This is a genomic window from Mesorhizobium sp. M2E.F.Ca.ET.209.01.1.1 (assembly GCF_004010375.2).
Taxonomy (GTDB): domain Bacteria; phylum Pseudomonadota; class Alphaproteobacteria; order Rhizobiales; family Rhizobiaceae; genus Mesorhizobium.
This window is the reverse complement of the sequence record NZ_SADP02000025.1, coordinates 26,892-39,085: the sequence shown is the minus strand read 5'-3', so window position 1 is coordinate 39,085 and position 12,194 is coordinate 26,892. Positions and strand designations below refer to the sequence as shown.

The 12,194-nt window shown below is 64.4% G+C and carries 11 protein-coding genes; 4 read left to right on the top strand and 7 right to left on the bottom strand.

All coding sequences use genetic code 11. The annotated features are described in order from the left end of the window. The first annotated feature begins 41 nt into the window (after nucleotides 1-41). The gene (locus tag EN852_RS30255; protein WP_127879549.1) at nucleotides 42-962 is read left to right on the top strand and encodes a DUF937 domain-containing protein; all 921 of its coding nucleotides are present in this window, start codon (nucleotides 42-44) and stop codon (nucleotides 960-962) included. A gap of 354 nt (nucleotides 963-1,316) precedes the next feature. On the opposite strand, the gene EN852_RS30250 is transcribed toward EN852_RS30255, so the two are convergent. Continuing rightward, complete coding sequence (locus tag EN852_RS30250; RefSeq protein WP_127879547.1) at nucleotides 1,317-1,607, bottom strand: DUF1127 domain-containing protein; 291 nt, start codon at nucleotides 1,605-1,607, stop codon at nucleotides 1,317-1,319. 182 nt (nucleotides 1,608-1,789) lie between these two features. On the opposite strand from EN852_RS30250, the gene EN852_RS30245 reads away from it, so the two are divergent. Then, complete coding sequence (locus tag EN852_RS30245) at nucleotides 1,790-2,746, top strand: LysR substrate-binding domain-containing protein (protein ID WP_042640974.1); 957 nt, start codon at nucleotides 1,790-1,792, stop codon at nucleotides 2,744-2,746. Between the two features lie 3 nt (nucleotides 2,747-2,749). On the opposite strand, the gene EN852_RS30240 is transcribed toward EN852_RS30245, so the two are convergent. After that, a complete protein-coding gene (locus tag EN852_RS30240; RefSeq protein ID WP_127879545.1) occupies nucleotides 2,750-4,960 on the bottom strand; it encodes an EAL domain-containing protein in 2,211 nt (736 codons plus the stop codon). 118 nt (nucleotides 4,961-5,078) lie between these two features. On the opposite strand from EN852_RS30240, the gene xseA reads away from it, so the two are divergent. Together xseA and EN852_RS30230 are read left to right on the top strand one after the other, a co-directional pair. Next, nucleotides 5,079-6,644, top strand: coding sequence for an exodeoxyribonuclease VII large subunit (gene xseA, locus EN852_RS30235; RefSeq protein WP_127879543.1), 1,566 nt, complete (start codon nucleotides 5,079-5,081; stop codon nucleotides 6,642-6,644). Between the two features lie 7 nt (nucleotides 6,645-6,651). Then, nucleotides 6,652-7,776 (top strand): P1 family peptidase, encoded by a 1,125-nt coding sequence (locus EN852_RS30230; RefSeq protein ID WP_127879541.1) that lies wholly within the window; start codon nucleotides 6,652-6,654, stop codon nucleotides 7,774-7,776. A 30-nt stretch (nucleotides 7,777-7,806) separates the two neighbouring features. Here the strand turns inward: EN852_RS30230 and EN852_RS30225 are convergent, their stop codons facing one another. From EN852_RS30225 to EN852_RS30205, 5 genes are all read right to left on the bottom strand, one after another. Further along, entirely contained in the window at nucleotides 7,807-8,061 is a 255-nt protein-coding gene (locus EN852_RS30225) for a DUF768 domain-containing protein (protein ID WP_127867336.1), read from the bottom strand. 352 nt (nucleotides 8,062-8,413) lie between these two features. Further along, nucleotides 8,414-9,016, bottom strand: a complete 603-nt coding sequence (locus EN852_RS30220; protein ID WP_246694454.1) for a GNAT family N-acetyltransferase — start codon at nucleotides 9,014-9,016, stop codon at nucleotides 8,414-8,416. A gap of 102 nt (nucleotides 9,017-9,118) precedes the next feature. Beyond that, entirely contained in the window at nucleotides 9,119-10,519 is a 1,401-nt protein-coding gene (locus EN852_RS30215; RefSeq protein ID WP_127879539.1) for an NAD(P)-dependent oxidoreductase, read from the bottom strand. 310 nt (nucleotides 10,520-10,829) lie between these two features. Continuing rightward, entirely contained in the window at nucleotides 10,830-11,423 is a 594-nt protein-coding gene (locus EN852_RS30210; protein ID WP_127879537.1) for a DJ-1/PfpI family protein, read from the bottom strand. A gap of 15 nt (nucleotides 11,424-11,438) precedes the next feature. After that, nucleotides 11,439-12,137 carry a GntR family transcriptional regulator gene (locus tag EN852_RS30205; RefSeq protein ID WP_127879535.1) on the bottom strand — a complete coding sequence of 233 codons (699 nt, stop codon included), beginning with the start codon at nucleotides 12,135-12,137 and terminating at the stop codon, nucleotides 11,439-11,441. Nucleotides 12,138-12,194 lie beyond the last annotated feature (57 nt).

Sequence of the window (12,194 nt, the reverse complement as noted above, 5' to 3'; positions counted from 1 at the left end):
AACTAGTCTTTTCCGGCGAGGACACTGCCGGAGGAGACCCCATGCCTTTCCTGTTCGACATCTTTGCCCAAGCCCAGAATGGCGCCGGCATGCAGGCGCTGGCCCAGCAATACGGGCTTTCGATGCAGCAGACGCAGGCCGCGGTGCAGGCGCTGCTGCCCGCCTTCTCGCAGGGGCTCCAGCGCAACACCGCCGATCCCTACGGGATGGGCGCCTTCATGACGGCGATGGCGAGCGGCCAGCACGTCAAATATTTCGAGGACGCGACCAGAGCCTTTTCGCCGCAAGGCATCGATGAGGGCAATGGGATTCTCGGCCATCTGTTCGGCTCGAAGGACCTGTCGCGCGCCGTGGCGAACCAGGCCGCGCAGGCGACGGGGCTCAGCCAGCAGGTGCTGCAACAGATGCTGCCGGCCATGGCCTCGATGATGATGGGCGGGCTGTTCAAGCAGACCAACAATCAGTTGACCGGGGGGCAGATGCAGGCCTTCGGCGGCAGTGGCAATCCGCTGGGCGAGATCATCGAGCAGATGATGCGGCAGGGCGGCCTCGCGCCGGCGCCGCAAACGCGGCAGGCGCCGGCGCCCAATCCTTATGGCGAGAACCCGCTCGGCAAGGTGCTGCAGGATATGTTCGGCGGCGGCGCGCAGTCGCAAGGCCAGCCCCAGCAGACGCAAAGCCCCTATGGCGACAATCCGCTCGGCAAGATCTTCGAGGAGATGCTGCGCCAGGGCGGCGGCGGCTTCGGCGTGCCCGGCGGGCAGCCGGCGCCGCAGCCGCAACAGCGCCAACCGCAGCAGAGCGCGCCGCAACCACAGACCAACCCGAGCGGGCGTCCGCGAAACCCGTTCGACGACATCTTCGGCAAAATGTTCGAGACCGGCGCGCAGCAGCGCGACGAATATGAAAAGAGCGTCGGGACGATCTTCGACCAGTTCAAGCGTGACATGGACCGGCGGTGAGTATCGCGCCGACGGCGAGGTCGTCATCCACGGGCGGAGCGACGCGAAGCGGAGCGCAGACCCGAGGATCCATGCCGTTACCTTCGCCGAAGGGTGCAGCGGAGCAGAATTCTGCACAGTTGCAGCACGTCAACGTCACGGCATGGATTCTAGGGTCTGCGCGCGTCGCTTCGCTCCTTGCTCCGCCCTAGAATGACGAACTAAAAGAAAAATGCCCGGTCCTGGAGGGGGAACCGGGCAATGTGCAGGCTGGCCGGCGGGGAACCGGCAGGGAGTGTGGGAGCCTGCATGAAGCTTGGTCGCGCAGAACGGCGAAAAGGTTCAGCGCAACCGGATCCAGGGAAACGCCGCCCCTCAGCCTACCTGACGAGCAAGGTCCTCGATCGTGTCGGCGCGCTCGCTTGCGATCGCGCGCAGCTTCGCCGTCGGATCGCGGCCGAAGGGCACGGCGACGGCAACGTGAAGGTCGGCGCGGGTCAGACCGATATCGGCAAGCTCGGCGTCCGACATCTCGCCAAGGCGATAGAAGGCGCGACGGTTTTTCCAGGCGCGGTAGCTGTTGGCAATGGCATTGACCACAAGCGTCGCAACGGCCGGACGCGTGGTGATGCGCGGGGTCTCGGAGGCGAATTCAATCGTGGTCATTTCAGTCTCTCCTTCCAGGAGTCGAGCGGACGAAACCAGGCAAGCGGCGCCTTGGGAGAAGCGCCGTTCCGGTTTCCATTCACATGCCTTCATGTGGACAATGCCAATTTGCCATCGCGCGATTGATTAATCCAACGAATGTTTTTAATCTGTAGCATCAACATCAATGATAGGTTGGACCGATGAAAGCGCCGCTTGACCTCGATCAGTTGCAAACCTTCATCTCGATCGCCGACACCGGCAGCTTCACCCGCGCGGCCGAGGAGGTGCACCGGACGCAGTCGGCGGTGTCGATGCAGATGCGGCGGCTGGAGGAGCGGATCGGCAAGCCGCTGTTCGAAAAGGACGGCCGCACCAACAAGCTGACCGAGGAGGGCGACAGGCTGCTTTCCTATGCGCGGCGGCTGATCTACCTCAACCGCGAGACGCTCGCCGCCTTCGACGACCAGCGGCTCGAAGGCACGATCCGCATCGGCACGCCGGACGACTATGCCGACCGCTTCCTGCCCGAGATCATGGCGCGTTTCTCGCGCTCCAATCCTCGTGTCGAGCTGACCGTCGTCTGCGAGCCTACGCCGGGGCTGGTCGAACACATCAAGCGCGGCAATCTCGACCTCGCGCTAGTGACGCATAACGACACGCGCGGGCAGTCGGAAGTGGTGCGGCGCGAGCCGCTTTTATGGGTGACCTCGGCCAACCACGCCACGCATGAACAGGAAACCCTGCCGATGGCGTTCGGCCGTCCGAACTGCATCTGGCGGCGCGCCGCGGTCGACGTGCTCGACCGGCAGAACCGCGACTATCGCGTGCTGTTCTCCAGCTTCTCGGCCACGGTGATCACCGCGGCCGTGCTCTCCGGCCTGGCGGTCTCGGTGCTGCCGGAATGCGCGCTGAGGCCCGGCATGCGCGTGCTCGGCGAGGCCGACGGCTTCGGCCAGTTGCCGGACTGCCGCATCGGCATCATGCGCGGCCAGACCTCGCAGCCGGAGATCGTCGACGCTTTGGCCCGTCACATCGCCGAAAGCCTCGACAATATTTCCGTGCCGGTGAGCGAAGAGGCGGGAAGCTTCGACTTCGCGGCGCTCGCCTTTGCCAAGATGAAGCGGGTCAAGGCAAACCAGATCATGCCTGGCTGGTAGACGTCAGGCACGAACGGCGGAACGTTCCTGGTCGGCGGCCGAAAGCCCCGGCAGCGCAAGCAGCTGGCCGGGCTCCAGCGGCGGCGACAGCAGATAGCCCTGCATCTGGTGACAACCCATGCCGACCAGCAAGGCCTTTTGCGCGTCGGTCTCGACGCCTTCGGCGGTCACCTCGACCCTCAGGGTCCGCGCCAGGTCGATCAGCGTCTTGGCGATCGCGCGGGCGCTTTCGTCCTCGTCGAGCAGACGCACGAAGGAGCGGTCGATCTTCAACTTATCGATCGCCTGGCGGCGCAGATAGCTGAGGGAAGAGTAGCCGGTGCCGAAATCGTCGAGCACGATGCGCACGCCTGACTGGCGCAGCGCGGCAATCACGGTGCCGATCATGTCATTGTGCTCGAGCAGAACGCTCTCGGTGGTCTCGAGCTGCAAGCGGGATGGGGCGAGCCCGGTTTCCTTCAGGATCGCGGCGACCTGTTCGGCAAAGCCGACATCGCGCAGCTGCATCGGCGAGATGTTGACCGCGATCCAGGGCAGTTCGGTCCTGGCGGCAAAGCGGCAGGCTTCGCTCAGCGCCCATTTGCCCAGCTCACCGATGAGGCCGCGCTCCTCGGCGATCGCGATGAATTGCGCCGCGGGCAAGGCGCCGTGCACCTCATGCCCCCAGCGGATCAGCGCTTCGGCTCCCAGAATCCGGCGGCCGTCGGCCGCGAAAACCGGCTGATAGGCGAGCTTTATGCCGCCGTCGCCATCCAAGGCCTTGCGGAGTTCCGACTCGACCTTGCGCTTGCGCAACAAGAGATCGTCCATGTCGCCGGCGAACACCTCGTAGCGGCCGCGACCGTTCTTCTTGGCCTCGTAAAGAGCGATATCGGCCTTGCGCAGCAGGTCGTCGGCATCCGTCTCCGATCCGGACGAGAGCGCGATGCCGATGCTCGCGCCGACGAAGACCTGGTCGCCGATCAGCCTGAATGGCTCACGCAGCTTCATAAGCAGCCTTTCGGCGATATCTTCAACGCTTCCGGCGTCGGGAATGTCGAGCAGGATCACAGCGAACTCGTCGCCGCCCAGCCGCGCGACGGTGTCGACTTCGCGGATCGTGTGCCTGAGCCGCGCCGCCGTCTGGCGCACGAGCTCGTCGCCGGCCGGATGGCCGAGCGTGTCGTTGATGTGCTTGAAGCGATCGAGGTCGAGGTAAAGCAGCGCCACGCGCGTTCCGTCCCGGCTGGCGAACAGCAGCATGCGCCGCAGCCGGTCCTCGAACAGCGCCCGGTTGGGCAGGCCGGTGAGCGTGTCATGGAAGGCGAGATATTGCGCCTGGTCCTGGCTGGTCTGCAGCGCGGCCGAGGCGCGGCGCAATCGGCGCAGCAGGAACACCAGAACGCCGCCCGCCACAAGCAGCGCTATCGCCAAGGCCGGAGCGATCTTGCGCACCAAGGTGAGGCCGGGCCGCAACTGGTCCCAGCCGATGTAACCGAGGATGACGCCGCGCGAATCGACCAGCGGCACGGCGGCCGGGCCAACCGGCTCGGACAAGGGCACCAGGCGCGCGCCATCGAGCATGTATTTGGCCGCGATCTTGCCGATGACGGCATCGTTGATGAACTCGGCCGAGATGTGCAGATATTCTGTGCCAGGCTCTTGGCTGACGCGATTCGTGCTCGGCACCAGCGGCATGACGCTCAGGATCGCGGGCTTTCCCTGGAGCGAGACAAGGTCCTGCGCGACCATCTTGGCCGGCTGGCTGGAGGCGTCGGCCTTTGGCGGCTCTGCCAACATGTGGCGCAGCTTGTCGATGGTCGGCCGCAGTTCCGGCTCATCCTCGCCGAAAGCCGACGCCGTGACGAACTTGCCTTCCCGCATGGCGTGGATCGCATGGTTGGCGGCGTCGAGGATGTAGATCCGGTTGTGACCGTAGTAGGTGTACATCCAGGTGCTGAGGTTTTCCTCGATCCAGGCCTGATTGCCCGCCCTCACATTGGTTACCGAGTCATCCCAGACCGTCACGCTTTCCTGCTCGCGCTGGACCGTGGCAATCTGGTCGTTCAGCCCATCGGCGATGAAAATCTTCTGCCGTTCGAGCGAAGCCTCGTCGGCCTGATTGGCGGCGTAGAAGCCGAAGCCGACGACAATCGCCAATGTGAAAGCGGCGAGCGTCAGCACGGTCAGCGTGACCTGGTGCGTCAACGGGCTGCTGTTGTGGCGTGCGCTCATGCGTTCCCGGCCGGCTCTCTGCCGTCAGTCAAAGCAAATCGGGCTTAAAATCACGTTATAATATTAGCGAGGTTTCTCGGTGCTTGACGCCGGCCGATAAGCGTTCCCCAATCGCACAATGAGTGAAACAGCAACCGAATCACGCAGCAACGCCACCGAATACACGGTGAGCGAGATTTCCGGCGCGTTGAAACGCACTGTCGAGGATGCCTTCGGCAATGTGCGGGTTCGCGGTGAGATTTCCGGCTATCGCGGCCCGCATTCGTCCGGCCATGCTTACTTCGCGCTGAAGGACGACCGGGCGCGGATCGATGCCGTGGTCTGGAAGACCACCATGGCGCGCCTGAAATTCCGCCCTGAGGAAGGCATGGAGGTGATCGCCAGCGGCCGGCTGACGACCTATCCCGGCAAATCCAACTACCAGATCGTCATCGACAATCTGGAGCCGGCAGGCGCCGGCGCGCTGATGGCGCTGCTCGAAGAGCGCAAGCGCCGGCTGCAGGCCGAAGGTCTGTTCGATGCAAGCCGCAAGCGGCGGCTGCCGTTCATGCCCAAAGTCATCGGCGTCGTCACCTCGCCGACCGGCTCCGTGATCCGCGACATCATCCATCGCATCAAGGACCGGTTTCCGCTGCATGTGCTGGTCTGGCCGGTGCGGGTGCAGGGCGAGACGACGGCCAGGGAAGTGACCGCGGCCGTCAACGGCTTCAACGCGCTGACTTGGGACGGGGCCATCCGCCAGCCCGATCTGTTGATCGTGGCGCGCGGCGGCGGCAGCCTCGAAGACCTGTGGGGTTTCAACGACGAAGGGCTGGCGCGGGCCGTCGCGGCATCCGCCATCCCAGTGATATCGGCCGTCGGGCACGAGACCGATACAACTCTGATCGACTTTGTTGCTGACATGCGGGCGCCGACGCCGACGGGCGCGGCCGAGATCGCCGTGCCGGTCAAGGCGGACCTGGAGGCGACGCTCGCCAGCCTCGGCGCGCGGCTCAACGCCTGCGCCTCCCGGCATCTGGAGCGCAAGCGCCAGGCGGTGCGCGCGGCGGCACGCGCGCTCCCCTCGCCCGACCAGTTGCTGGCACTGCCGCGCCGCCGTTTCGACGATGCGACCAGCCGCCTCGGCCGCGGGCTGACGGTGAATATCGAGCGCAAGCGGGCGACGCTGGAGCGGCAAAGGCTGACGCCGGCGACCCTGTCGCGGCGCTTGAACGAAGCGCGCACGCTGACCGGCCGGGATATCGCGCGTGCCCGCGCTGCGTTCTTCGCCATCGTGCGCGAGCGGCGCGGGCGCTTCCAGCGCAATTCGACGCGCCTGTCGCCGGCCCCGATCGTCCGGCGGCAGAAGCTGCAGGCCGACGCATTGGCCGGACTGTCGCGCAGGCAGGACCAGGCGATGGCGCGGCGGCTCGACCGGCTGCGCGCGGCGCTGACACAGGCCGACCGGCTGCTTGCGACGCTGTCGCACAAAGCCGTGCTGGCGCGGGGCTTCGCGCTGGTCAAGGATGCCGACGGCGCCGTCATCAAGCGGGTCGAAGACGTGGCGCCGGGCGCAGCCTTGCAGCTGGAATTCGCCGACGGCACTGCCGAGGCCATCGCCACCAGCGGCGGCGCGCGGCCGAAGCTGGCCGCGAAGCCGCCCGCCAAGGCCAAGGAGCCGGGCAATCAGGGCTCGTTGTTCTGAGGACCGCATGAGCAGCCACGATCCGCATCTTCGCACGCCTTCCGGCAAGCCGCGCCTGCGCTCCTTCGGCATCGCGCTCGACGGCACGCCAGGCCGTTTCAACGCCATCACCGACGTTCCAGGCGTGTCGGTGGGCTATACGACGCTGATTTCCGGCGACGGTCCGCTGAAAGTCGGCATCGGCCCGGTCCGCACCGGCGTCACCGCTATCCTGCCGAGGCCGGTTCAGGAACTCGCAACGCCGGTCTTCGCCGGCGTGTTCAGCCAGAACGGCAATGGTGAGCTGACGGGCACGCATATCATCGAGGAGACCGGCGCCTTCAACTTCCCGGTCACCATCACCAACACGCATTCCTGCGGCGTCACCCGCGACGCTACCTTACGCTGGATGCACAAGGTGCTGCCGGCCGCGCTCGACACGGGCTGGGGCCTGCCGGTGGCGGCCGAGACCTATGACGGCTTCCTCAACGACATCAACGGCCATCATGTCAGCGTCGAGCATGTCGCGGCGGCGCTCGACAATGCTACCGGCGGCGCCATCGAGGAAGGCAGCGTCGGCGGCGGCACCGGGATGATCACCTTCGGCTTCAAGGCCGGATCCGGTACCGCCTCGCGCATCGTCGAATGGCAGGACAGGCGCTACACGCTGGGCGTGTTCGTGCAGGCGAATTTCGGCCAGCGGCGCAATTTCACCATTCGTGGCCGGCGCATCGGGCAGGAGCTTGTCGACCCGGCGATCCGCGAGGCGACGGCACGCGCCGAAAAGGGTTCGATCATCGCCGTCGTCGCCACCGACGCGCCGTTCCTGCCGCATCAGATGAAGCGGCTCGCCCGGCGCGTGCCGCTCGGCATCGCCATGACCGGCGGCTATGGCTATCAAAGCTCGGGCGACATTTTTCTCGCCTTCTCGACCGCCAATCCCGAGGCCGCGCTGGCTCCGTCAGGCCGGACCGGACATGTCGAGTTCATCCCGGACGTCGACATCGACCCGTTCTTCGACGCGGTCGTGCAAGGTGTCGAGGAGGCGATCTTCAACGCGCTGGTCACCAATGAGGATATGACGGGACGCGACGGCAATTTCGTGCCGGCGCTGCCGAAAGACTGGCTGAGGGAAAAATTCGGCGAGAGATGACGCCACCGCCGGGCTTTGGCGGGCGGGTATTTACTCCGCGGGCTTGTCCGGCTTCGGTTCGCCGCTGCCTTCTTCGGCGGCTTCCTCGAGGCGCGATGCTATCAGTTCCTGGATGTCGCCGACCTCTTCCTGGATGTCCTCCAGGAGAATGCCAGCCTCGGCGGCCTTGGCGCAGCACTCCTTGGCGAGAGTCTCGGCCTGCTGGTCGATCTCGATCGGCGAATGCGGGCATTGGACTTTCTCGCCAATCCATCCGCGCAAGAACTCGATCGCATGTTCACTCATACTGCTTCTTCCCTGGCGGCAACGCCGGTTGGTAGCCATGAACGTTCGCACCCCGCAAAGGATGCATGTCCCATTCGAACCGAGTCGCCCCCGACCGGCAAGACATCTTGCGCATAGGGCAAGAGAGCTTGTCCATGGGACGCAGAGCCGCAGGAGTGGAAGGGTTCGAGGTGCACGTTCAGATCATTGAGAATGATGGAAGGGTTGGCCGGGATCGGCAGAAGGCCGCCGTTATTGTTTTTGCTTGCCTTTTTCTAACTTCGACAGCGCATTTACATTACAAACCGTATCGCAGCTTCCCGGTCAACGCTGCTCCGGCCCGAGCCGGGGCAGGCGCTATATAGTGACATCCTCATGCAATGTCGACTCGGGGCTCCGTCATCCGGGTGGCTACCTCCCCGGAAGGTCGCGCTCGAAGGTTCTCAAATGCGTCTCGATCGAGCGCGAAGCGTTCGCAACGCTCGCCGTCGGACGCATCAATGAAGCTCTCTACATGTTTGAAGCCGAACTTCGCCAGTATCCGCAGCGACGCCAGGTTGCGCACCGCCGCCTCGGCCGTCACCTGCTGAAGCGCCAGAGTTTCAAAGGCGTAGCGGAGGACTTCGCGCACCGCCTCACTGCCCAGCCCGCGGCCCCAATTCGCACGCGCCAGCACAAATCCCAACGCGGCCACCTTGGGATCGGTTGCGCTGAAGGACAGGGTTATCGTCCCGATCGCGTCGGATACTCCTGCCTGGTCCATGGACCATTGAATCGCCTCACCGTCAGCGAACCGCCGATGCGAGCGGGCGAACCATCGCTCGCCTGCGCTCATGTCATCGGGAACGGGATCGCCGGCAAGGGAGGCGGATTCGACATCCGTCGCGCGTGCAAACCATGCCGGGATATCCTGTTCGCTCGGCGCCCGAAGCACTAGCCTCGGTGTCGTGAGCTTGGGGAATCGGTCTGCTTCCATGGAGAAGCATTGTCGACCTGGGGCGGCGCCGATGCAACGGCGCCGGCAGGCCGCGTCCGCCAATCCGGTGGACCACCGGAGACCGAGAAGGAAATCGGAGGATTATTTTGACGTGAACGGCCCGGAAAGATGATGCTTGCGCAGCAAGGTGGAGAGCCGGTTCGCCGCCTCGGCGAAAACTTCCCCTTCCGAAAGAAGCAGCGCCTCCCGCTCTTGCGCGGACGCAGCCAGGAGACGCTCCCAGAATCCGGCCATGACAGCACCCGCACCGGCCATGTCGGCGGCAACCGCCTGGTCCGCGGCGAGCACTGCCAGGTGCCGAGGCGTGATGCCGCCGATGCCGGGAGGGACTTTCGCTCCCATGTCGACGAAACCCGGAGGCAGCGATCCTTTCAGATTGGAGACGCGACGCTCGGTGATGGCCGCATGGATCTGATCGACCGCCTGCTTGGCGCCGGCGACGCGAGAGGGATGATCGGTGTCGGCTGCCGCATGGGGGAGAAGTTCCAGACGCTTGCCATAGGCCTCGACCAGTTTAAGATAGGGCAGCATCGGGCCTGAAAGCGTGCCGCCGTCCCTGAACAGGTCCGCGTCGATCGCCGCGTGGGAAATGCGTCCTGACGCCAGCGCACGCTCCAGCGCTGCAACATCGACCAGCTCGCCGCGATCATAGTTGATAAGCACGGCGCCGTGGTTGAGGAGGGAGAGAACTTCATCTCCGATCAATCCGGCATTGGCGTATCGTTGCGCGTCGGGATCGAAAGCACCCAGCCCGAGGTGGACCGAAAGCGCGTCGGCGCCGCGCGCCGCGTCTTCCATGGTTGCGGCGTAGTCGAAGCCTTCCAGCTCGATCCATTTCTGGTGACGGGGCCGCGCATGAATGGCGACCCGCATGCCGAAGGCCTGGCCGAGCCTGGCGAATTCCCGGCCGATATTGCCATAGCCGATCACCGCCAGCCTTTTGCCTTCGAGCTTCTCGGTCGGGTAATGGCGCAGGTCCTTGCCCGTATCGAACTGCCCACCGGCGACCAGCGCGTTGAGCCTGTCCACGGGAAGATCCGGCCTGACTTTCAGCAGCGCCTTCATGGCCATTTGCGCGGTGGCGCGGCTGTTGATGCCGGGCGTATTCATCAAAGGCGCTTCGCCGCCTTCGCCGCTGCCTCCGCCCCAGGATGCCGACCCCATATTGCCGGTGCCGGCACCGATGCGCACGCCGCCGAGACGGAACCTGGTCTCGGCCGGAATGAAGGTCGCGGCGGCGATCACGGCGTCGTAGCGGCCGTCGCCGGCCTCGGCCAGCAATTCGTCGCGCGTGCTCAATTGCGGCTGGTAGAAGAAATGCAGCTTGCCAGGGTCAAGCGCGCCGGCCTTGGCGATGCCTGTCTGATGGAACACGCCACCCTTGGCCTCGATGTAGGCCTGGACCTCGCTGTGGTCGGGATTGCCGTCGGCGCCAAAGCGGAGGCCGACAAAATCGCAGATCAGAATATTGGCCGATGTCATGAGGCGTCGTTTCCCTGCAGCTGTCTCCGCCTACTCCAATCCGTCATCCGATGGAGCGACGTGAAGCGGCATATCCGGGTCGCAAGCGAGAGATTTGCCGCAGGGATCTAGAAATCTGTCGGCTCAGAACGGCGACAGGTCGAGTATCGGTTTAGTCGGCCGGAAAAGCCGGCCAGACTCCAGGTTCGATAGTCTCGAAGAATGGCCACTCTTCGACCGATGAAAGATTGCAATCTTTGGGTAGTTGGAGCGGTGCGCCTTCCACCAGAACCGGCCACCCGCTCCAAGTCTTCCTTCGTTCCGCCAGACCCTAGGCGTGCCGGATTTCCGTCCCGAGCACTTTCAGGCATTCCCGGATGAAGGCGGCGAGAGCCGTCCAGCCTTTGGCCGAAACCATCGTGCCGTCGACATATGCCTCCGTCGGAGACAGGTCGATATAGGTGCCGCCGGCGAGCGTTACTTCCGGCTCGCAGGCCGCCAGCGCGCCTACTTTCTTGCCGCGTACGACGCCATCGACCGCAATCAGGATCTGCACGCCGTGGCAGATGGTGAAGATCGGTTTCTTCATTTCGTGGAAATGGCGCACCATCGCCTGAATGCGCTTGTCGGTGCGGATGTACTCGGGTCCGCGGCCGCCGGCGCAATAGACGGCGTCATACTGGTCGAGCTGCTTCTCCGCGTCGGCGAACGTCTTGTTGATCAGAGCATAGTGGCCGAGCTTCTCGGTATAGGTCTGGTCGCCCTCGAAATCGTGCAGCGAGGTCTTGATCACGTCGCCCGCATTCTTGTCGGGGCAAACGACATGGACGGTGTGACCGACGGCCTCCATCGCCTGCTGATAGACAAAGATTTCATATTCCTCGGTGAACTCACCGGTCAGCATCAATATCTTCTTGGCTGGCATGACTTGTCCTTTCGGTTACTCGAAGGCGGGCAGGAGGCGGTCCCGCGAATTCTCAATGTGCACTTGCATCGCCTTCTCGGCGGCATGCGCGTCGCCGGCAGCGAAAGCAGCGAGGATCGCTTCGTGCTCATCCAGCGCTTCTTCGGTGACGCGCGAGTGATACATCAGGCGGAAGATGTGGAAGTGCGTATGCTGGTGGTTCAGCGTCTCGCGGATTAGCTCGTTCTGTGCGAACTCCATGATCTTGTCGTGGAAGATCGCGTCCTGCCGCGCGAAATTGGAGTAGCGCAGGCGTTCGTCCTTCCCCACCCGCCGCGCCATCACGCCTGCCGCTTCCTGCAACACCGCAAGGCGCTCTTCATCCAGGGTTGCCGTAGCCTTGGCAGCGGCAGCAGGCTCCAACAGAAGGCGCAGTTCGTAAAGTTCATCGAACCGACGCCGGGTGATTTGCGGGGCCGCGCTATAGCCGATCAGGTGGGTCTTGACCACCAGGCCCTCGCCCTCCAACCGCCCGAGCGCTTCGCGGATAGGCGTGTGTGAAACGTCGAATTCCCTGACGAGGTTGTCGACAGTGATGCGCGCTCCCGGCGGAATCTTAAGCGACATCAATTGCGCAAAGATTGCTTCGTAAACATCGCCCGCCAAGCCGTTGGCGCGCTGGATGCGACCGCTTGAGCGAGCTTCGGTTTCAACCGTCAGGTCGGGATTTTCCATCGGTTACCTCTTGACAGGAACGAGCCCTAACATGATGCTCCGGCCAATTCAATAGGA